The sequence below is a fragment of the Pseudomonas sp. 21LCFQ02 genome (genome assembly GCF_024129895.2).
Classification (GTDB): domain Bacteria; phylum Pseudomonadota; class Gammaproteobacteria; order Pseudomonadales; family Pseudomonadaceae; genus Aquipseudomonas.
Genome location: NZ_CM178749.1, coordinates 3,173,129 through 3,193,486, shown reverse-complemented (window position 1 = coordinate 3,193,486; position 20,358 = coordinate 3,173,129). Strand labels below are relative to the sequence as shown.

Here is a 20,358-nt window from a genome sequence, read left to right as displayed (position 1 = left end):
CTGTCGAAACCAAACATAACGGAATTTGACCAGCGCAGATAATTCTATTTGGCTATAAGTTAATATTAATAAAAATGATCTAAATCAATAACAGAGATTTAATTTTGGAATAAACAATCATGCTCCGTGCCGCATCGGCCCGACGCCGACAGGCCGAGCGCTTTTTTCAACGCACAGCAAAAAGGCGACCCTGAGGTCGCCTTTTTGGCAGTGATTCAAGCCGTTCAGTGAGCTTGAATCGAAAGTGGCGCAGCGGACGGGACTCGAACCCGCGACCCCCGGCGTGACAGGCCGGTATTCTAACCGACTGAACTACCGCTGCGCATTACACTGATGGTGGGTGATGACGGGATCGAACCGCCGACCCTCTGCTTGTAAGGCAGATGCTCTCCCGGCTGAGCTAATCACCCTCTCGGTGTGGCGCGCATTCTACGGAGCAATTCCATAGCTGGCAAGCACTTAGCTGCAAATAATTGAAAAAAATCGATAACCCGAAAAACCCTCAGCATTCGGCTGCTTCGTGACGCTTGCGCGGCCAGCGCCCTCCCTCATACGTGTGCATGGGCATACTGCCCTCTTTGACCGAGGGCAGCAGGGGCCAGAGCGTTATGCTTGAGCCAGGCCGTCACTCGATGATGTTGAACTCGCTCAAGTACTCGGTCGATATTTCCAGACCAAGGCCCGGTTTGTTGTCATCGAGTTGAATGTAGCCATCAACCGGCGCCGGTTCGCCCTTGAACACGTAATAGAACAGTTCGTTACCCACCTCAACGTCAAACACCGGGAAGAACTCGGACATTGGCGAGGCGGTGGTGGACATGGTCAGGTGATAGTTGTGCATCTGCCCGGCATGCGGGATGACCGGCACCGACCAGGCTTCGGCCATCGCGTTGATCTTGCGTGCAGCGGTGATGCCTCCGACCCGGTTGGTGTCGTACTGGATCACGTCGACGGCCCGGCGTTCGAGCAGGTCCTTGAAGCCATAGGAGGTAAACTCGTGCTCACCGCCGGAGATTGGCATGATGCCCATCTTCTTCAGCTCGATGTAGCCTTCCAGGTCATCAGCGATCACCGGCTCTTCCAGCCAGCGCGGCTCGAACTCGGCCAGCTTCGGCAACATGCGCCGGGCGTATTCCAGGGTCCAGCCCATGTAGCACTCAAGCATGATGTCGACATCCGGACCTGCCAGCTCACGCAGGGCACGCACCTGCTCGATGTTGCGGCGCATGCCGGCCGGGCCGTCTTTGGGGCCGTAACCGAAACGCATCTTCAAGGCAGTGAAACCCTGATTCAGGTAGCCTTGGGCTTCTTCGAGGAACAGGTCGAGGTTGTCGTTGGCATACAGCTTAGATGCGTAGGTCCAGATCTTTTCCTTGGTGCGGCCGCCGAGCAGCTTGAACACCGGCTTGCCGACCGCCTTGCCCATGATGTCCCAGATGGCGATATCGATTGCCGAAATCGCCGCCATGCCGATGCCTTTACGCCCCCAGGCATGGCTCTGCCGGTACATCTTCTGCCAGATGTATTCGTTGTCGAACGGGTCTTCGCCAATCGCAATCGGGGCCAGATAGGTGTCGATGATTTGCTTGGCGACCCGCGGCGCCAAGGCACAGTTACCGATGCCGACGATGCCGTTGTCAGTCTCCACTTCCACCACCAGCCAACCGTGGAACCGGAACGAGCCCATGGCATCGCCACGCTCGAAAAGAATGTCGCTGGCGTTGGTGCAGAAATGTGCCTGGGGCGGTACGACCTTGCCCTTCCATTCGAAAACGCGGGTGCGGATGGATTTTATTTTCATGGTCTAGCTCCTGTTTCAAAGCATGAGTCAACCTGACCGGCTGGCGAGCGCGAGCCGGCAGAGAAAAAATCAGCAATACGGTCTGGCGTCAGGCCTGACGTCGAGCGCCCATACGGCAAGCGATCTCGAAGGCCTGCCGGGTTGCGCCGACATTGGCCTTGCCCTGCCCGGCAATATCAAACGCCGTACCGTGGGCCGGGGTAGTGATAGGAATCGGCAAGCCGCCCTGCACCGTCACCCCTCGGGAAAAGCCCATCAGCTTGATCGCGATCTGGCCCTGATCGTGGTACATGGTCACCACCGCATCGAAGGCCTGGCTATCGCCCTGCACCTTGAGAAAGATGGTGTCGCCCGGATATGGGCCGACGGCGTCGATGCCCTGCTCGCGAGCCAGTTCCACTGCCGGGCCGATGATGTCCAGCTCTTCCCGACCGAAGCTGCCGTTGTCGCCGTTATGCGGGTTGAGCCCGCAGACGCCGATGCGTGGTTTATCAAGACCATTGCGCTTGAGCGCGGTATCGATCAGGCCAATGGCCTCCAACACCCGTTGCTGGCTGAGCATGCCAGGCACATCGGCCAGCGCCACGTGGGAGGTCACCCGCGAGGTCCACAGGTTATCGAGCACGTTGAATTCGCAGAACGGTCCCTCGAACCCCAGGTATTCGGCGAACCAGTGCAGCTCATCGCTGTGCCCCATGCCAGCCATGTGCAGTGAGGTTTTGTTCAACGGCCCGAACAGTATCGCGTCGGTGCTGCCGGCCGCCGTCAGACGCAGTGCCTGCTCCAGGGTATCGAGGCTGTAGCGGCCGCCGATGACACTGGCTTGGCTGCGCACAAACTCGCCCTCGGCATGGCCGCGAAATGGCAACAGCAAGGGTGTGTCGTCGGTGAATTGCAGCGCCTCGGTCGACTCGATGATGCGGTAGGGAAACGACCGCCCCGCAATGTCCATGCCGCGGCGCATTTCTGCTTCATCGGCGATCAGCAAAACATGGGCCTTGCCCCGCACCTCCGGCTCGCTGAGCAGCCGGGCGATCAGTTCAGGACCGATGCCGGCCGGATCACCCAGCACCATGGCCAGACGGGGAAGAGTCGAGTTACTCATGCAATGGTCCTCAGGTCGGCAGAGACGTCCGCAAGGCGGATGACATCCGGCACGGTGCGATAAAGGCGCCGCGCATTGGTGTGAAATAGCTGCTCCTGCTGCTGGCGCGGCAGGTCGGCGACGATGCGTTTGAAGCCGCCGTAGATGTCGTCGAACGAGCCACACAGGCTGTCGACCGGAAAATTGCTGGCGAACATCACCCGCGCGGCGCCGAACATGGCGATGGTTTCGCGCACGATCCAGGCGTTGTCTTCAACGCACCAGCGCTTGCCGGGCAGGCCGATGCCAGAGACCTTCACCGCGACGTTTGCGCAGTCGGCCAGGCGCGCCATAGCGGCATGCCAGCCTGCCAGCCCCTGCTCGCTGCGATCCGACGGCAGCCCGGCGTGGTTGAGGATCAGTTGGGTTTGTGGAAAGTCGCGGGCCAGTTCGATTGCCTCATGCAGGTTCCACCACGGGCTTTGCAGGTCGAAGTGCAGGCCATGGCGCGCCAGCTCGGCATAGCCGCGGCGCCATTGCTCATCACTCATCAACGTCCGCTGCTGACCGACGTGATCCGGCGCAGCCGGCCCCCCTGGCTTGTGGCGTACGCTGCGTACTCGCTCAAAACCTGCCTGGGCGGCCAGCACCTCAGCAGCATCCGGGGCGTCCAGCCAGGCCTGGGCGACCACCGCATTGGGCGCGCCATACTGCGCGGCGACCTGATGAATGAAGCGCGTCTCACCAATCGGGTCGCGGGCATCCCACTCGGTCTCCACATACACAGTGGCCACCACCTGATGCTCACCGGCATCGGCCAGGTAATCATCCGGAAAGTAACGACGCTTGATCGCGCTGTAGTCACCGTAACGGAACGGGATGTTTTGCTTGCCCGACAACCACGGATGGTAATTGCGCTGTGGGTCCCAGAAATGATGGTGGGCATCAGTGATCGGCCCGTCATACAGATCAGCCATGGGCCACCTCGGCCTGGTCCAGAGAAATCAACAGCGTGCCGGCGATAAAAAGCCCCGAGCACACGGCGAAGAAGCCCAATACCGCGCTGTAGCCGCCAGCATGTTGCAACAGCAGGCCGACCAGGATCGGCACCGCGATACCGCCCAGACTCCCCGCCAGATTCATCACGCCACCGATCAGGCCCACCCTTGCCGGCGATGCCAGCAGGCCTGGAAAACTCCAGTACAAACTGCCCCACATCAGGAAGAATGCCGTCAGCGAAAGTAGCCCGACCGCTTGGTAGGGGTCGCCAAGGCCGGGCAGCAGCAAGAAGGCGCACAGCGCGATCAGCCCGGAAAACGTCAGCAGCCCTTTGGCGGCCAGCCCCCGGCGCATGCCTTTGCGGATCAGCAGATCACAGAGAAAGCCACCTGTCAGCGAGCCGGCGGCGCCACACAGAAAGATCACGAACGTCGCCGCGCCAATGCCCTTTATGTCGAAGCCACGCGCCTGCGCCAGATAGCTTGGCCCCCAGGTCAGCAGACCGAAGAACACCATGGCCCAACTGGCCCGGCCAAGCATGATGCCGGTCAACGAGCGGGCGGCGATGCCCAGGCCCTTCACGGCCTGCTGCGCGGCCTCGGCCATCGGCACACTGCGCCCCTCATTGATCGACGCCAGCTCAGCCTCATTGACACCTGGATGCGCCGCCGGATCGTCACGCAGGTAATGCCAGGCCAGCCAGCCCATCGCCAGGGTGGCGATACCGGCGATGAAGAACGCGATCCGCCAGGAGTCGAGCACGGCAATCATGTAGGCGATCAACAAGCCACCCAGCGCCACGCCCAACGGCCCGCCGCAGTCCATCAGCACCGCACCGCGACTGCGCTCGCCAGAGCCCAGCCACAACGAGTTGAGCTTGCCGCCTGCCGGAAACAACGGTGCCTCGGCAGCGCCCAGAGCGACCCGCGCGAACATCAGCGAGAGCCCACCGGTGGCAAATGCGGCCAGCGTCTGGAAAGTCCCCCACAGCCCGGTTGACCAACCGATGACCCGACGCGGGCCGTAGCGGTCGATCAGCCAACCGCCGGGAATCTGCAGCAACGCGTAGGCCCAGAAGAAGCTGCTGAGAATCAGCCCTTGCATGCTCGGGCTGAGGGTGAACTCCTTGGCGATGATCGGCATGGCGATCGACAGCGATACCCGATCGACCAGATTGATAACCGTGAGCGCGAAGATGATTGCGAAAATGCGCCAGCGCACTCGACTGGGACTGGCAGCCAGAACCTGGTCCGAGGAGGCGCGCACTTGTCGGGCGACAGGGTGAGCCTGAGCCATTGAAAGTACCTCTGCATTGTTGTTTTTGTAATTCCGGGACGGCAGGGGACCGTCCGGGCTGAACGCACTATCGGCCCGCGAAACGATAACCGTCTAATCAAAGATTCTCATATGGACATAGCCTGGGGTTATCACTCGACCGACACGGTCGACATAACCTGAGGCTATCGGAGTATCAGTTATTTTGAGTAGACGCTTATCGAGATGCTTCGCACACTCCGGGCATCCCACATAACAATGACAACAATGAGGTAGCCCCGATGCGCATCGTTCGCTCGCGTCACATTCCCGCCCTGCTCAGCGCCTGCTGCCTGCTTTGCAGCGCTCCGCTCAGTGCCCTGGCCGACTGGAAACCGCAGAAAAACGTAGAGATCGTTGTGGCCGGCGGCCCCGGCGGCGGCACCGATCAACTGGGCCGGGTGATCCAGTCGGCGATTACTCAGCACAAGCTGCTCGACGTCAATACTGTGGTGCTCAACAAGGGCGGCGGCAACGGTGCCGAAGCCTTTCTGGAGATGAAGCTGGCCAACCGCGACGCCCACAAGCTGGTGATCGGCACCAATAACATCTACTTGCTGCCACTGGTCGCCAAGCTGGGCTACCAATGGACCGACCTGACCCCGGTAGCCGCCGTCGCGGAAGATGACTTCATCCTCTGGACCTATCAGGACTCACCGTGGAAGGACGCCGCCGCGTTCAAGGCCGCCCTTGCCCAGGATCCGGCAAAGATGCGAATCGGCGGCAGTCAGTCCAAGGATGTCGACCAGACCCTGACCCTGCTGCTCGGTCAGCAGACCAACACCCGGCTCACCTACATACCGTTCAAGAGCGGCAGCGAAGCGTCCACCCAGTTGGCCGGCAAGCACATCGCAGCCAACTTCAACAACCCGGCCGAAAGCGTCAGCCAGTGGCGCGGCGGCCAGGTGGTACCACTGTGCGTGTTCAGCCAGCAACGCATGAGCTACACCCAGAAAGTCACCGACACGCAGTCCTGGGCCGACGTACCCACCTGCAAGGAACAGGGCCTGGGCATCGACCAGTACCGCTTCCCGCGTACGGTGTTCCTGCCTGGCGGGGTCAGCGACGAGCAGCGCGAGTTCTATGTCGAATTGCTGCGCAAGGTCAGCCAGACCCCGGAATTCAAAACCTACGTCGAGCGCTCGGCGCTGGCCCCGACCTTCCTCGCCGGCCAGCAACTGGTCAGCTACATCGAGAAGGATCGCGAGCGCGTCATCCCCGTGTTCAAGCAGGCCGGCTGGCTGCGCGAGTAAGCCTCGCCTCGACCTCTCCCGGCGCGCAGCGAAGCCGCCGGGCTGCCCAGCCCACAGCGAGGAACCCTCATGTCCAACACCACCGACACGCCGCTGGTGACCACCCGCCGGGTGGAAATCGGCCTGGCATTGTTTACCGCCGCACTTGGCAGCATCGTCATGTATGGCGCCATTGATATCGGTATCGGCTGGGGCGATGCCGGCCCCCAGGCCGGTTACTTCCCCTTCTACATCGGTCTGCTGATGACCGCCGCCAGTCTCGGCAACCTGATTCTGGCGCTGCTGCGCAGCCCGGCGATGAGCGCCGGGTTCGTCGGCCGCCAGGCCTTTCGCCAGGTGCTGGCGGTATTCGTGCCGATTACCCTGTATGTAATCGCCATGCCGTTTGCCGGTATCTACCTGGCCTCGGCGGTGTTCATCGCCTGGTTCATGTGGCGCGACCGCCAGCGCAGCAAGCCTTACGGCATCGCCCTGATCGCTACCATAGCCTGCGGCGCGGCATTGGCCAGCTATCTGATCTTCGCCCTGTGGTTCAAAGTGCCGCTGGACAGCGGCCTGCTGGGTGATCTGCTGACCCTGGCCGGAGGAAAGCCGCAATGAGCGAAATCGACTCTCTGATGCAGGGCATGGCGCTGATCCTGACCCCGCATCACATCGGCCTGATGGTCATCGGTGTGCTGCTTGGCATTCTGGTCGGCGTACTGCCCGGCCTCGGCGCGCCCAACGGCGTGGCGCTGCTGTTGCCGCTGACCTTCACCATGGAGCCGGTGTCAGCGATCATCCTGCTGTCGTGCATGTACTGGGGCGCACTGTTCGGCGGCTCCATCACCTCGATCCTGTTCAACATACCCGGCGAACCCTCGTCGGTGGCGACCACCTTCGATGGCTACCCGATGGCGCGCAACGGCCAGGCCGGCGAAGCACTGACCGCCGCCTTCACCTCGGCGCTGCTCGGGGCACTGGTGGGCGTGCTGCTGCTGACCTTCCTGTCGACCCGTATCGCCGAATTCGCCATGGCGTTCAGCTCGCCCGAGTTCTTCGCCGTGTACCTGCTGGCGTTCTGTACTTTCATTGGCATGAGCAAGAACCCGCCACTGAAAACCGTGGTCGCGATGATGATCGGTTTTGCCATGGCTGCCGTGGGGATGGACACGGTGTCTGGCGAACTGCGGCTGACCTTCGACCAGACCTGGCTACTTTCCGGCCTGAGCTTTGAAGTGGCGGTGATCGGCTTGTTCGGTATCGGCGAGATTCTCTGCACGGTCGAGGAAGGCCTGGTGTTTCGCGGCGAACGGGCGCGCATCACGCCAATGACCATCCTGCGCACCTGGGCCAAATTGCCACGCTATTGGCTGACCTGGCTGCGCAGCGCGCTGGTCGGTTGCTGGATGGGGGTTACCCCCGGCGGACCGACCGCCGCCTCGTTCATGAGCTACAGCCTGGCGCGACGCTTCTCGAAGAACCGGGACAACTTCGGCAAAGGTGAAGTGGAAGGTGTTATCGCCCCTGAAACCGCCGATCACAGTGCCGGCACCAGCGCCCTGCTCCCGATGCTGACCCTGGGGATTCCGGGCTCGGCAACCGCCGCGGTGATGCTCGGCGGGCTGATGATCTGGGGCCTGCATCCGGGGCCGACGCTGTTTGTCGAGCAGCACGATTTCGTCTGGGGGCTGATCGCCAGTATGTATCTGGGCAACGTGGTCAGCCTGATTGTGGTGCTGGCGACCGTGCCACTGTTCGCCTCGATCCTGCGCATCCCGTTTTCGATCATTGCGCCGATCATCATCATGATCTGCTCGATCGGTGCCTACTCGGTGCACAACTCGATGTTCGACGTCGGCTTGATGCTGATCTTTGGCGCGCTCGGTTACCTGTTCAAAAAGCTCGGCTACCCGATTGCGCCATTGATTCTTGCGGCGGTGCTGGGCGACAAGGCCGAAGACGCGTTTCGTCAGTCGATGCTGTTCTCCGATGGGCAATTATCGATCTTCTGGTCGAATCCACTGGTTGGCAGCCTGACCACGGCAGCCCTGCTGATGCTGTTCTGGCCACTGCTGGCGCGCGCCATAAAAGCACTGTTTACGCGTCAAGGCTGCGGGCAGACCAAGCATGTCTCGTGACCGGACCCAGGCCGGGCTGTTTCCGGGCGTTGCCAGGGGCCGCTCGCTTATGACTGGCGAGCGGCGCGATTTGTTGTCACCCTTGGCCGGTTCTCCTGCCAAGAGTCGCGCCATGTCCCGTATTCCAGACGCCAGCATCATCCACAGCCGCCTGCGTTTGCGGCAACTGCGCCTGATGCTGGCGCTTCAGGAGTTCGGCTCATTGCGCCGCGCGGCCGAAGAGATCGGCATGACCCAGCCGGCAGCCACCAAGATGCTCCACGAAGCGGAAAGCCTGCTTGGCGTCGAACTATTCGAGCGCTTGCCGCGCGGCATGCGCGCCACCGCGTTTGGCGAGACGGCGATCTACTACGCGAAGATGATCTTCGCCGAGCTGTCGGGCATGCGTGAGGAGTTCGTGGCGCTGGAGTCCGGCAATCTTGGCAGGGTAACCATCGGCGCCATTCCGGCGCTGGCTTGCGGGCTCCTGACCCGCACCATCGCCACCCTCAAGAACAGTCATCCACGGCTGTCGATGAGTATTCAGGTCGATACCAGCGATGTACTGGTGCAGGCCCTGCAACAGGATCAACTGGACGTGGTGCTCGGCCGTATTCCAGATGGCGCCCGCACCGATGATCTGCTGTTCGACAGTCTGGGTGAAGAAACCCTGTGTGTGGTTGCCGGCGCCCAACACCCGATGGCAGGCGCCACCGAACTGAGCTGGGAGCAACTGCAGGACATGACCTGGGTCCTGCAACAGCACCCCAGCCCGATGCGCACCATCATCAATCAGGCCTTCCACAACGCCCGGGTGGATATCCCCAACAGCATCGTCGAAACCACTTCGATCATGACCCTGCTGTCGCTGCTGCAGCAGACCGACATGATTGGTGTGACGCCGGTGTCGGTCATCAATGATTACCCGGGCAAGCACCTGCTGGCGGTACTGCCGATCATCTTCGAACCGCGTCTGCCGCCTTACGGCCTGATCACCCGCCGCCATCGCATCCAGTCATCGGCCATGCAGGCGTTCATGGACGCGGTGCGGGCTGAAAGGACCCGTGAAGACGATTGAAGGCTTGCGCCTGAAGCGCCGAACAAAAGCCGGAAAAGCAAAAAGGCGACCCAAGGGTCGCCTTTTTGGCAGTGATTCAAGCCGTTCAGTGAGCTTGAATCGAAAGTGGCGCAGCGGACGGGACTCGAACCCGCGACCCCCGGCGTGACAGGCCGGTATTCTAACCGACTGAACTACCGCTGCGCATTACACTGATGGTGGGTGATGACGGGATCGAACCGCCGACCCTCTGCTTGTAAGGCAGATGCTCTCCCGGCTGAGCTAATCACCCTCTCGGTGTGGCGCGCATTCTACGGAGCACCCCAAACTCTGACAAGCACTTTTTGAAAAAAAATTTATAAATTTTCCAATGACTTAGCTCAGGGCTGGTCCAAGGGAGCCGGGCAGCGAATAATGCCCCACTTTGTATATGAGGAGAGACTCAGCCCATGTGGTTCAAAAACCTGCTTGTCTATCGACTGACCCAGGACGTGCCCTTTGACGCCGAAGCGCTGGAAACTGCACTGGCGACCAAGCCTGCCCGCCCCTGCGCCAGCCAGGAGTTGACCACTTATGGCTTCACGGCGCCGTTCGGCAAAGGCGAAGACGCACCCTTGGTGCATGTCAGTCAGGACTTCCTGCTGATCGCGGCGCGCAAGGAAGAGCGCATTCTGCCTGGCAGCGTGGTGCGCGATGCCCTCAAGGAAAAGGTCGAAGAGATCGAGGCCGAGCAGATGCGCAAGGTCTACAAGAAGGAGCGCGACCAGCTCAAGGATGAAATCATCCAGGCCTTCCTGCCGCGCGCGTTCATCCGCCGCTCGGCGACCTTCGCCGCCATCGCGCCGAAACAGGGCCTGATTCTGGTCAACGCCTCCAGCGCCAAGCGCGCTGAAGACCTGCTGTCGACCCTGCGTGAAGTGATCGGCTCGCTGCCGGTGCGCCCACTGACGGTCAAGGTCGCCCCAAGCGCCACCCTCACCGACTGGGTCAAGACCCAGAAAGCCGCCGACAATTTCTTCGTGCTGGATGAATGCGAACTGCGCGACACCCACGAAGACGGCGGCATCGTGCGTTGCAAGCGCCAGGACCTGACCGGCGATGAGATCCAGCTGCACCTGAACACCGGCAAAATCGTCACCCAGCTGTCGCTGGCCTGGCAAGACAAACTGTCGTTCGTGCTCGACGACAAGCTGGTAATCAAACGCCTGAAGTTCGAAGACCTGCTGCAAGAGCAGGCCGAGCAGGACGGCGGTGACGAAGCCCTGGGCCAACTGGACGCCAGTTTCACTCTGATGATGCTGACCTTCGGCGAGTTCCTGCCCGAGCTGTTCGAAGCCCTGGGCGGCGAAGAGCAGCCACAAGGCATCTGATCAGCCCAGCGCCATCGCGCCGCCCTCGCTGGCGGCGCTTTTCATTAAGCAATCACAAAAGGATAAGGCCATGCGCGCACTGGCAGCCTTGAGCCGCTTCGTCGGCAACACCTTCGCGTACTGGGTGCTGTTGTTCGCCATCCTGGCGTTCCTGTTCCCGCAGGTTTTCATTGGCCTCAAAGGCTGGATCGTCCCGCTGCTGGGGCTGGTCATGTTCGGCATGGGCCTGACCCTCAAGCTTGAAGATTTCTCGGAAGTGGCGCGCAACCCCTGGCGCGTGGCACTCGGCGTGGTCGCCCACTTCGTGATCATGCCCGGCGTGGCCTGGCTGCTTTGCCAGCTCTTCCACCTGCCGCCGGAAATCGCCGTCGGGGTGATCCTGGTCGGCTGCTGCCCCAGCGGCACTTCGTCCAACGTCATGGCCTGGCTGGCCAAGGGTGACCTGGCCCTGGCAGTGGCCATCGCTGCGGTGACCACCCTGCTCGCCCCGCTGCTGACCCCGGCGCTGATCTGGTTCCTGGCCTCGGCCTGGCTGCCGGTCTCGTTCGCCGACATGTTCATGTCGATCCTGCAACTGGTGATGCTGCCGATCATCCTCGGAGTACTTGCCCAACGTCTGCTGGGCGCCCGGATCAGCTATGCGGTAGAGGTGCTGCCGCTGGTGTCGGTGGTCAGTATCGTGATGATCGTCTGCGCCGTGGTGGCGGCCAGCCAGGCGAAGATCGCAGAATCAGGCCTGCTGATCATGGCCGTGGTGATTCTGCATAACAGCTTCGGCTTCCTGCTCGGTTACTTCACCGGCAAGCTGTTCAAGCTGCGCCTGCCACAGCGCAAGTCGCTGGCGCTGGAAGTCGGCATGCAGAACTCCGGCCTCGGCGCTGCCCTGGCTGCCGCACACTTCTCGCCACTGGCAGCGGTGCCCAGTGCGCTGTTCAGCGTCTGGCACAACATCTCCGGTGCGTTGCTGTCGACGTATTTCCGCAAGATGAAAGACGACCAGCCGCAAGTGGCAAGCCACAAGCTGCAAGACTAAGCGCGCCTTTCGTGGACCGGCCGATACAGGCTGGTTCACGCCCCTCCTCTGCTCCTGACTTATCGAGTCATTGCCCTGCCGGGCAAGCTTGTCTATGATCGGCCCAGCAAGCCTACCTATCGGTAGGTTTTATAGTTTTTCATCTATACAACGGCCGAGCCACCATGAGCGCAAACACCGACATCATCGAAACCCTGCAACAACGCGGCTTCATTCATCAATCCACCGACCTGGATGGCCTGCGCGAGCATCTGGCCGAGGCACCGCGCACCGTGTATCTGGGTTTCGATGCAACCGCCGACAGCCTGCACGTGGGGCACTTGCAAGGCCTGATGCTGATGCGCTGGCTGCAAAAGGCCGGGCATCGACCGTTGATGCTGATCGGTGGCGCCACCACGCGCATCGGTGACCCGAGCTTTCGTGACGAGAGTCGCCCGCTGCTGAACCAGGCGCAGATCGAGGCGAACATCGCCGGTATCTGCAAGACCTTCGCACGTTATGTCGAACTGGGTGACGGCGCCGGGCGTGTGGTGGATAACGCCCAGTGGCTGGACGGTATCGGCTACCTGCAATTTCTCGACGAGGTGGGCCGCTACTTCTCGATCAATCGCCTGCTGACCTTCGATGCCGTGCGCCAACGCCTGGATCGTGAGCATTCATTGTCGTTTCTGGAATTCGGCTACACCCTGCTGCAAGCCCATGACTTCACCGAGCTGGCCAAACGTTTTGACTGTACCGTGCAACTGGGCGGCGCCGATCAGTGGGCCAATATCATCAATGGTGTAGAGCTGGGTCGGCGCCGCGACAGCCGCGAACTGTTCGGCCTGACCATGCCGTTATTGGCCACCAGCGACGGCAAGAAGATGGGCAAATCCCTTAACGGCGCAGTGTGGCTCAATGGCGAGCGCTTGGCGCCGTTCGAGTTCTGGCAGTTCTGGCGCAACTGCGATGACCGCGACGTGGCCCGCTTTCTCAAGCTGTTCACTGAATTGCCGCTGGACGAGATCGAGCGCCTGACAGCCGCAGGCGGTGCGGCGCTGAACCAGGCCAAGATCGTGCTGGCCAATCAGGTTACTGCCCTGGCCCACGGTCAGGACGCGGCTGACCAGGCGCAGCGGCAGGCCAACGCAATCTTCGCCGAACACGACAGCGCCGGGCTGCCGCAGATTGCGCTGAAGCGTGAAGCGCTGCACGCCGGGGCTACGCTTGCCAGCGTGCTGGTCGATGCCGGACTGGAGCCGTCACTTAGCGCCGTGCGCCGGCTGGCGGCCGGCGGCGGCTTGCGCTGCAAGGGTGAGCGGCTGGACAACCCGGACCTGCCACTGGATGCCGAGCAGGCACCGTGGCAGGTCAGTCTGGGCAAGAAACGCCATGTACTGATTGTGCTTGCAGACTAACGGGCCTGGCCGCGCAACTGCTTGACCACCTCACGCACCTCCACCGGCTTTGCCGCTTCGGCGGCAATCTGCGGGCCAGCCACCAGCACCACCCTTGACCACAGGCGACGGAACAGCCCCTTACTCGGATCACGACTGAAAAAGCTGCCCCACAGACCTTGCAGCGCCATGGGAATCACTGGCACCGGGGTTTCCTCGATGATCCGGCTCATGCCCGCCTTGAAGCCGCTGATTTCACCGTCAGTGGTCAGCTTGCCTTCCGGGAAGATACACACCAGTTCACCGTCGGCCAGATAACGGGCAATGCGGGCAAAAGACTGCTCGTAGATCTGCATGTCTTCGTTGCGCCCGGCAATCGGAATGGCCCCAGCGGTACGGAACACAAAGTTGAGCACCGGCAGCTGGTAGATCTTGTAGTACATGACGAAGCGGATCGGCCGCCGCACGGCACCGGCGATCAGCAATGCATCGACAAACGACACGTGATTGCACACCAGCAGCGCCGCGCCCTCATCAGGGATCTGATCCAGGTTGCGGTGTTCGACGCGGTACATGGAATGGCTGAGCAACCAGATCAAAAAGCGCATGGTGAATTCGGGCACGATGCGGAAGATGTACACGTTGACCGCGATATTCATCAGCGACACGGCCAGGAACAGCTCCGGGATCGAGAGCTTGGCCACACTGAGAAACAGGATCGAGACCAGTGCCGAGATCACCATGAACAACGCATTGAGGATGTTGTTGGCCGCGATGATCCGCGAGCGCTCCTTCTCGGCGGTGCGCGACTGGATCAGGGCGTACAGCGGGACGATATAGAAGCCGGCAAAGACCCCGATGCCAAGGATATCCAGCAACACCCAGCGCCCGGCACTCAAGCCGAGAATCTCGCGCCAGCCATGCACCGTGGCAGGCTCGACCAGATGCGCCGAATGCCACCACAACAACAGGCCGAACAGGGTGATGCCGAACGAGCCGAACGGCACCAGGCCGATTTCGACCTTGTGCCCGGACAGCCGCTCACAGAGCAGCGAGCCCAGCGCAATACCCACCGAGAACACCGTCAGAATCAGGGTGACCACGGTTTCATCGCCGTGCATCAGGTCCTTGGCATAGGTTGGAATCTGGGTCAGGTAAATCGCCCCGACAAACCAGAACCACGAGTTGCCGACGATCGAGCGCGACACCGCCGGGGTCTGGGTCAGGCCCAGCCGCACGGTTGCCCAGGTTTCACTGAAAATGTTCCAGTTCAGACGCAAATCCGGCGTCGCAGCGCCCGCCTTGGGAATGCCGTAACTGGCCAACAGCCCCAGGCACGCTGTGAGCAGGATGGCGGCCGAGACGATCCAGGCGTAATGGGTGAACGACAACATGATTCCGGCACTGATGGTGCCGGCCAGAATGGCCAGGAAGGTGCCCATTTCCACCAGCCCGTTACCGCCGACCAGTTCGTTCTCGCGCAGATGCTGGGGCAATATCGAGTACTTCACCGGACCGAACAGCGCCGAGTGAGTGCCCATGGCGAACAGTGTCAGCAACAGCAGCGGCAGATTACTGAACACAAAGCCCACCGCAGCGACAGCCATGATGCCGACCTCGGCCAGCTTGATCAGGCGGATCAGCGCATCCTTGGGATACTTCTCGCCCAACTGCCCGGCCAGCGCCGAAAACAGAAAGAACGGCAGAATGAACAGCATGGCGCAGAGGTTGACGTACACCGAGGTATCGCCCTGGATGCTGAGTTTGTAAAGGATGGCGAGGATCAGCGCCTGCTTGAACACGTTATCGTTGAAAGCCCCGAGGGACTGGGTGATAAAAAACGGCAGGAAGCGCCGCTTTTTCAGAAGATCGAATTGTGACTGCTGACTCATCGTCCGTGCACCTGAGAGGCTTTGAATAGAGGCGCGCAACACGCCAAAGCCGCTAATCTGCACGTTCACGGCACAGACTGACAAGCCGCATTGCAAATCTCTGTGCGATGACAGGCATTCTGTAGGAGCGACCTTGGTCGCGAAGAGGCCAGTAAAAACACTGCATCTGCTGTGACTTTGCTGGCCCTTTCGTCGGAATGCCGCCCAGACCAAGGTCGCTCCCATAAAGGCATGCAGCGCTTATCCGCGGTGCTGAGGCGGCAGGTGATTTCCCACAGCGGCTCGCAATGCCTGCGACTTAGAACAGCGCCAAGGTGTAGTTGATGATCACCCGGGTCTGGTCGGCATCACGCGCAGCTTCGCTGCGGGCCACGGCATGCCGCCAGGCAACGCCAAGGCCTTTGAAAGCGCCGTCCTGCACGACGTATTCCAGTGCCAGGTTACGCTCCCATTCCGACTGTTCGGCGCCGTTCACGGTCTGGATATTGTCGCCCTTGAGGTACATCACGCTGGCCTTGAGCCCCGGCACGCCGTTGGCGGAAAAATCGTAGGCGTATTGCGCAAAGGCGGTCTGCTCGCCGGCACGGCTGAAGTTGAGCACCATTTTCTGGGTCCACAGGTACAGGGTGGTCCCCCCGGCGCCCTCATCGATCGAACCCTGATTGAGCTGGACGAAGTTGCTGTCGTCGGAAACGCTCTGGTAGCCGAGCAACACCGAATGACCGCGCAGCCGGTAAGTAAACGCCGCGCTCCACAAGCTATTGTCGATTTCGCCATTGCCTGCCGAGGTATAACCGCTGGTGCGATAGCCTTGGGCGCGACCGGAAGCACTGCGGTTGGCGCCGTCGGCAAGGGTGCGGAAATAGCGCAGGTCGGTGGTCAGCGAGCTGTCGTCGCCCAGCGTCCATTTGTGATTGAGGCCCAGAAAATGCTGGGTGTAATAGTCTTCGAGCTGGCCTGCGTAGTACTGCAGCAGCAAGTCGCGGTCAACCCGGTAATCGACCCCGGCGAAGTAGAAGCGATCGCTTTGCTGCGAACCACCGGCCACCGCCATACCGGTGCGGTTGGTCGAGCCGCGCCCGGTGGCCCGGTTCAGGCCACCTGCCAGAAAGGTGAAGTCGTCCAGCTCTTTGGACTGCACCTGCACGCCCTGATAGGTCTGCGGCAGCAGGCGACCATCAGTGGCCACCAGTACCGGAATTTTGGGGATCAACTGGCCGTAGCGCAGTTCGGTCTTGCTGGCCTTGAGCTTGGCTGTCGCACCGAAGCGGCTCCACTGATCGGCGGCGCGGTCGCCGTCAGACGGAATCATCGTGCTGCCGACATGCCGACCGCGACCACTGTCGAGGGTCAGGCCGAGCATACCGGTGGCATCCACCCCCAACCCGACCGGCCCTTCGGTAAAGCCTGAGCGGTAGTTGAGCATGAAGCCTTGCGCCCATTCTTCGGTTTTCGAAGGATCGGCGCTGCCATCGCGGTTGTCGTTATTGAAATAGAAATTGCGCATCGACAGCGTGGCCTGGCTGTCCTTGAGCAAGTCGGCATGCGCCTGCAAGCCGACGATCGCGCAACCTGTTGCGATTGCCAGACGAGAGATGGAAGGGCTCACAGAGCCAGACCTTGGCAGTGACAAACCACGTAAAAGCAAACAGGCGTTCAGGACCGGATGGCGCAGGGAAGGTTTTGCAGCGCAGTGCATATACAGCTCCATTTTTCTTGTTTTTTTGAAATAGCATTCCTTTTATAAAAATTCACAGCCCCTTTCCTGTCAACCCCTCATGAATACGCCAGGAAGCGCCCTACACGGCTTTCAGAAAACGCTTACAGCGCTATTGAATGCTAGCGAAACGCGACGAAACATCTTGTCACAAAAGCTTATTTTTAAAATATCATTTCAATCTGTTAGCTTTTTTATCGTCATCTCATACCTGAACAATAAAAATACAGGTCAGCCTATGCCCCGCCTTGCCGCTCATCCCCAGCCGCTGCGTCACTGCTTGTCACGCCGTCCACTGTCGCGCCGACTGCGCTGAATTTCACCTGCCAGTACCTCAATAAAAACAACCCGAGGAACCTTGATGAACAAGCCCACATTCTGTTCGAGTGCAGCCCTGCTCGCCCTTGCCCTCAACTCATTCAACGCCCATGCGCAATGGCCGCAAGACCGGCCGATCGAGTTTCTGGTGGCCTATGCACCCGGTGGCAGCACTGACGTGATGGCCCGCGCCATGGAGCCGTTTATCGAGAAGCGCCTGGGCGCCGACATCGTGATTGTCAACCGTCCCGGTGCAGCCGGCGAAATCGCCTACACCGCGCTGAGCAAAGCCAAGCCTGACGGCTATACCTTTGCCTTTATCAATACCCCGGGTTTTCTCAGCACCCGGGTACAGCGCAAGGTCGGCTACGACACCGACAAGATCCGTCCGGTGGCGCGGATCGTCGATGACCCGACCGTATTGGCGGTGCCCAAGGAGTCGTCCTACAAGAACCTGGCCGACTTCATCGAAGCCGCCAAAGCCGCGCCGGGCAAAATGTCGATCGGCACCTCCGGCGTAGGAACCGACGATCACCTGATGATGGTCCAGTTGCAGCAACTGACCGGCACCAAACTCACCCACATCCCGTTCAGCGGCGCGTCCGAGTCACGCACCGCTTTGATGGGCGGGCATATCAGTGGCGCCGGGCAGAACATCAGCGAACTGAATGCCGATGACGACTTCCGGGTGCTGGCCCAGTTCTCGGCCGAGCGCATGCCGCAGCAACCGGACCTGCCAACCGCCAGGGAACAAGGTGTCGACCTGGTCATGAGTTCCGAACGTGGCATTGCGGCGCCTTCAGGTATTTCTGCCGACATCGAAAAGCGCATGTCCGAGGCGGTCCGCGATGTGCTGCAAGACCCTGATTTTCTCAAGAAGGCCAAGGACCTGATGCTGCCGATCGCCTACCTGTCAGGTGAAGACTGGGCAGCGCAAATGCCCGCCCAACTGCAAGGCTACCAGAAGCTCTGGAGCGTCTCGCCATGGGTGCAGTAAGCGCGGCAACACGCGGCAACCGTCCCGATCTGCTGGCCAGCGCCACCCTGATCGGGCTGGGCGGCCTGGCGTTATGGTCGAGCAAAGACCTGGCCTTTGGCAGCGCGGCCATGATGGGGCCTGGCTTCATGCCCATGGTGGTTGGCAGCATGGTGCTGATACTGGGCCTGATCATTGGCCTGGCAGGTTTGTGCAAGGGCGCCGAGCCCATCGGTAAGGTGCGCTTGCGCCCCTTGCTGATCCTGCTGGCCGCCGTTGGCGGGTTCGCGCTGGCGGCCGAGCTGGCCGGGTTTCTGATCGCGTCGGCCGGGCTGATCCTGTTCGGCAGCATGGCCGACAGAGAGTGGCGCCTGCGTGAAGCCCTCATCTCCAGTGTCGTGCTTAGCCTGTTCGGGCTGGTCGTGTTCATCTATGGACTGGACGTCCAAATGCCAGTGGGGCCGTTCTGATGGAATTTTTCGACGCGCTGTACCTGGGCTTTTCTGCCGCAATGAGCCCGACCAACCTGGCGTTCTGCCTGATTGGCGCGCTGCTGGGCACCCTGATTGGGGTCTTGCCGGGTATCGGCCCGACCGCCACGGTGGCAATCCTGCTGCCGATCACCTACTTCCTGCCGCCGCTGGCGGCGCTGATCATGCTCGCCGGCATCTTCTATGGCGCCCAGTACGGCGGCTCGACCACAGCCATTCTGGTCAACCTGCCCGGTGAGGCGTCTGCGGTGGTGACAGCACTGGATGGCCATGCCATGGCCAAGCGCGGCCGGGCCGGTGCGGCACTGGCCACTGCCGCACTGGCTTCGTTCTTTGCCGGCACCGTGGCCACCGTTGCACTGGCGGTGGCCGGCCCGCTGTTGTCGAAGTTCGCCCTGTCGTTCGGCCCGGCCGAATACGTCGCCCTGACCGTCTTTGGTCTGATGGCCGCCACTATCCTGGCCAGCGGCTCGGTGATCAAGGCGGTGGCCATGGTCTGCATAGGACTGTTGCTGGGCATGGTCGGCATGGATGTCAGCAGTGGCAGTACACGCCTGACATTCGGCTCCACCGACCTGTATGACGGCATCGATTTTGTGGTCATCGCCGTGGGCCTGTTCGGTATCGCAGAAATCGCCGTTAACCTTGAATCACCCGAAGCACGGGGCTCACTGGCCGGCAAGATCACCCGCCTGTGGCCGACCCGCGAGGACTTTCGCAAAGCCTGGCCGGCCACCCTGCGCGGCACCGCACTGGGCACCTTCCTGGGCGTACTGCCGGGCGGTGGCGCGACCTTGAGTGCGTTCAGCGCCTACTCGCTGGAAAAGAAAGTCTCCAAAACCCCGGAAAATTTTGGCAGCGGTGCAATAGAAGGGGTCGCCGCACCGGAAGCGGCCAACAACGCCGGCGCGCAATCGTCGTTCATTCCTTTGCTGACCCTGGGCATTCCGTCCAACTCGATCATGGCGATGATGCTTGGCGCGATGATGATCCACGGCATCACCCCCGGACCGTCGGTGATCAATCACCAGCCCGAGCTGTTCTGGGGACTGATCGCCAGTATGTGGATCGGCAACGTGATGCTGCTGGTGATCAACCTGCCGCTGATTGGGGTCTGGGTTCGCTTGCTGCGCGTGCCTTACCGCCTGTTGTTCCCGGCCATCCTGCTGTTCTGCTGTGTCGGCGTCTACAGCGTCAACAACCGCGGCTTTGATGTGGCACTGGTGATCATCTTCGGTTTGCTGGGCTATCTGTTGCGCAAAGCCAAATGCGAGCCGGGGCCGCTGCTGCTGGGCTTCGTGCTCGGGCCACTGCTGGAAACCAACCTGCGCCGGGCGATGCTGATCTCCCAGGGCGACCCGATGGTGCTGGTCGAGCGGCCGATCAGCGCCGGCCTGTTCGCGGCCTCGGCCATCCTGCTGGTGCTGATGATCCTGCCCGCGCTGCGCAAAAAACGCGAAGAAGCGTTCAAGGACGAAGAAATCTGACCGCCTTCTGAGCTCAAAAGCCCTGACACGGGGGCGAGGCTGCCCGGCGCAACCTCGCCCCGTCCTTTTAGGTTTGCCTTCATAGCCCTCG

Annotated in this window: 16 protein-coding genes and 4 tRNA genes; 10 read left to right on the top strand and 10 right to left on the bottom strand. The window is 61.2% G+C overall.

The features are described from left to right. Positions 1-245: 245 nt before the first annotated feature. From NJC40_RS14330 to NJC40_RS14305, 6 genes are all read right to left on the bottom strand, one after another. Positions 246-322 (bottom strand) — tRNA-Asp (locus NJC40_RS14330). Positions 323-334: 12 nt separating this feature from the next. Next, positions 335-410, bottom strand: a tRNA-Val gene (locus NJC40_RS14325). Positions 411-625: 215 nt separating this feature from the next. Next, on the bottom strand, positions 626-1,801 hold the full coding sequence (locus tag NJC40_RS14320) for an L-rhamnonate dehydratase (protein ID WP_045489106.1): 1,176 nt from the start codon (positions 1,799-1,801) through the stop codon (positions 626-628). Between the two features lie 88 nt (positions 1,802-1,889). Beyond that, positions 1,890-2,906: a 4-hydroxythreonine-4-phosphate dehydrogenase PdxA gene (locus NJC40_RS14315; RefSeq protein WP_253140045.1), complete on the bottom strand. Its 1,017-nt coding sequence runs from the start codon at positions 2,904-2,906 to the stop codon at positions 1,890-1,892. Then, entirely contained in the window at positions 2,903-3,862 is a 960-nt protein-coding gene (locus NJC40_RS14310; protein ID WP_253140044.1) for an amidohydrolase family protein, read from the bottom strand. Before NJC40_RS14310 ends, NJC40_RS14315 begins: the two co-directional genes overlap by 4 nt. After that, complete coding sequence (locus NJC40_RS14305) at positions 3,855-5,180, bottom strand: MFS transporter (RefSeq protein WP_045489098.1); 1,326 nt, start codon at positions 5,178-5,180, stop codon at positions 3,855-3,857. Before NJC40_RS14305 ends, NJC40_RS14310 begins: the two co-directional genes overlap by 8 nt. 260 nt (positions 5,181-5,440) lie before the next feature. Between NJC40_RS14305 and NJC40_RS14300 the strand changes: the two genes are divergently transcribed. From NJC40_RS14300 to NJC40_RS14285, 4 genes are all read left to right on the top strand, one after another. Next, on the top strand, positions 5,441-6,451 hold the full coding sequence (locus tag NJC40_RS14300; protein WP_045489095.1) for a Bug family tripartite tricarboxylate transporter substrate binding protein: 1,011 nt from the start codon (positions 5,441-5,443) through the stop codon (positions 6,449-6,451). A 69-nt stretch (positions 6,452-6,520) separates the two neighbouring features. Next, positions 6,521-7,051, top strand: coding sequence for a tripartite tricarboxylate transporter TctB family protein (locus NJC40_RS14295; protein ID WP_253140043.1), 531 nt, complete (start codon positions 6,521-6,523; stop codon positions 7,049-7,051). Then, positions 7,048-8,571, top strand: a complete 1,524-nt coding sequence (locus NJC40_RS14290; protein WP_045489088.1) for a tripartite tricarboxylate transporter permease — start codon at positions 7,048-7,050, stop codon at positions 8,569-8,571. Before NJC40_RS14295 ends, NJC40_RS14290 begins: the two co-directional genes overlap by 4 nt. Positions 8,572-8,683: 112 nt before the next feature. After that, complete coding sequence (locus NJC40_RS14285) at positions 8,684-9,628, top strand: LysR family transcriptional regulator (RefSeq protein ID WP_045489086.1); 945 nt, start codon at positions 8,684-8,686, stop codon at positions 9,626-9,628. A 106-nt stretch (positions 9,629-9,734) separates the two neighbouring features. On the opposite strand, the gene NJC40_RS14280 is transcribed toward NJC40_RS14285, so the two are convergent. Further along, positions 9,735-9,811, bottom strand: a tRNA-Asp gene (locus NJC40_RS14280). 12 nt (positions 9,812-9,823) lie between these two features. Beyond that, positions 9,824-9,899: transfer RNA gene (locus NJC40_RS14275), tRNA-Val, on the bottom strand. Positions 9,900-10,056: 157 nt separating this feature from the next. On the opposite strand from NJC40_RS14275, the gene rdgC reads away from it, so the two are divergent. From rdgC to tyrS, 3 genes are all read left to right on the top strand, one after another. After that, positions 10,057-10,977 (top strand): recombination-associated protein RdgC, encoded by a 921-nt coding sequence (gene rdgC, locus NJC40_RS14270; protein WP_045489083.1) that lies wholly within the window; start codon positions 10,057-10,059, stop codon positions 10,975-10,977. Between the two features lie 70 nt (positions 10,978-11,047). After that, complete coding sequence (locus NJC40_RS14265) at positions 11,048-12,010, top strand: bile acid:sodium symporter family protein (protein WP_253142717.1); 963 nt, start codon at positions 11,048-11,050, stop codon at positions 12,008-12,010. Positions 12,011-12,174: 164 nt separating this feature from the next. Next, positions 12,175-13,407, top strand: a complete 1,233-nt coding sequence (gene tyrS / locus NJC40_RS14260) for a tyrosine--tRNA ligase (RefSeq protein WP_045489076.1) — start codon at positions 12,175-12,177, stop codon at positions 13,405-13,407. On the opposite strand, the gene NJC40_RS14255 is transcribed toward tyrS, so the two are convergent. Then, the gene (locus NJC40_RS14255; protein ID WP_045489072.1) at positions 13,404-15,278 is read right to left on the bottom strand and encodes an MFS transporter; all 1,875 of its coding nucleotides are present in this window, start codon (positions 15,276-15,278) and stop codon (positions 13,404-13,406) included. The two genes, tyrS and NJC40_RS14255, sit on opposite strands and share 4 nt — an antisense overlap. Positions 15,279-15,576: 298 nt before the next feature. Next, positions 15,577-16,887: an OprD family porin gene (locus NJC40_RS14250; RefSeq protein ID WP_045494471.1), complete on the bottom strand. Its 1,311-nt coding sequence runs from the start codon at positions 16,885-16,887 to the stop codon at positions 15,577-15,579. Between the two features lie 469 nt (positions 16,888-17,356). Between NJC40_RS14250 and NJC40_RS14245 the strand changes: the two genes are divergently transcribed. The 3 genes from NJC40_RS14245 to NJC40_RS14235 are packed head-to-tail and all read left to right on the top strand — an operon-like array spanning position 17,357 to position 20,267. Next, positions 17,357-18,310 carry a tripartite tricarboxylate transporter substrate binding protein gene (locus tag NJC40_RS14245; RefSeq protein WP_045489069.1) on the top strand — a complete coding sequence of 318 codons (954 nt, stop codon included), beginning with the start codon at positions 17,357-17,359 and terminating at the stop codon, positions 18,308-18,310. After that, positions 18,298-18,759, top strand: a complete 462-nt coding sequence (locus NJC40_RS14240) for a tripartite tricarboxylate transporter TctB family protein (protein WP_045489066.1) — start codon at positions 18,298-18,300, stop codon at positions 18,757-18,759. Before NJC40_RS14245 ends, NJC40_RS14240 begins: the two co-directional genes overlap by 13 nt. After that, the gene (locus NJC40_RS14235) at positions 18,759-20,267 is read left to right on the top strand and encodes a tripartite tricarboxylate transporter permease (RefSeq protein ID WP_045489064.1); all 1,509 of its coding nucleotides are present in this window, start codon (positions 18,759-18,761) and stop codon (positions 20,265-20,267) included. The genes NJC40_RS14240 and NJC40_RS14235 overlap by 1 nt, the downstream gene beginning before the upstream one ends. The last annotated feature ends 91 nt before the right edge of the window (positions 20,268-20,358 follow it).

Coding starts and splice junctions, on each gene's coding strand:
- NJC40_RS14320 (WP_045489106.1), bottom strand. CDS start 1,801: ATGAAAATAAAATCCATCCGCACCCGCGTTTTCGAATGGAAGGGCAAG.
- NJC40_RS14315 (WP_253140045.1), bottom strand. CDS start 2,906: ATGAGTAACTCGACTCTTCCCCGTCTGGCCATGGTGCTGGGTGATCCG.
- NJC40_RS14310 (WP_253140044.1), bottom strand. CDS start 3,862: ATGGCTGATCTGTATGACGGGCCGATCACTGATGCCCACCATCATTTC.
- NJC40_RS14305 (WP_045489098.1), bottom strand. CDS start 5,180: ATGGCTCAGGCTCACCCTGTCGCCCGACAAGTGCGCGCCTCCTCGGAC.
- NJC40_RS14300 (WP_045489095.1), top strand. CDS start 5,441: ATGCGCATCGTTCGCTCGCGTCACATTCCCGCCCTGCTCAGCGCCTGC.
- NJC40_RS14295 (WP_253140043.1), top strand. CDS start 6,521: ATGTCCAACACCACCGACACGCCGCTGGTGACCACCCGCCGGGTGGAA.
- NJC40_RS14290 (WP_045489088.1), top strand. CDS start 7,048: ATGAGCGAAATCGACTCTCTGATGCAGGGCATGGCGCTGATCCTGACC.
- NJC40_RS14285 (WP_045489086.1), top strand. CDS start 8,684: ATGTCCCGTATTCCAGACGCCAGCATCATCCACAGCCGCCTGCGTTTG.
- rdgC (WP_045489083.1), top strand. CDS start 10,057: ATGTGGTTCAAAAACCTGCTTGTCTATCGACTGACCCAGGACGTGCCC.
- NJC40_RS14265 (WP_253142717.1), top strand. CDS start 11,048: ATGCGCGCACTGGCAGCCTTGAGCCGCTTCGTCGGCAACACCTTCGCG.
- tyrS (WP_045489076.1), top strand. CDS start 12,175: ATGAGCGCAAACACCGACATCATCGAAACCCTGCAACAACGCGGCTTC.
- NJC40_RS14255 (WP_045489072.1), bottom strand. CDS start 15,278: ATGAGTCAGCAGTCACAATTCGATCTTCTGAAAAAGCGGCGCTTCCTG.
- NJC40_RS14245 (WP_045489069.1), top strand. CDS start 17,357: ATGAACAAGCCCACATTCTGTTCGAGTGCAGCCCTGCTCGCCCTTGCC.
- NJC40_RS14240 (WP_045489066.1), top strand. CDS start 18,298: ATGGGTGCAGTAAGCGCGGCAACACGCGGCAACCGTCCCGATCTGCTG.
- NJC40_RS14235 (WP_045489064.1), top strand. CDS start 18,759: ATGGAATTTTTCGACGCGCTGTACCTGGGCTTTTCTGCCGCAATGAGC.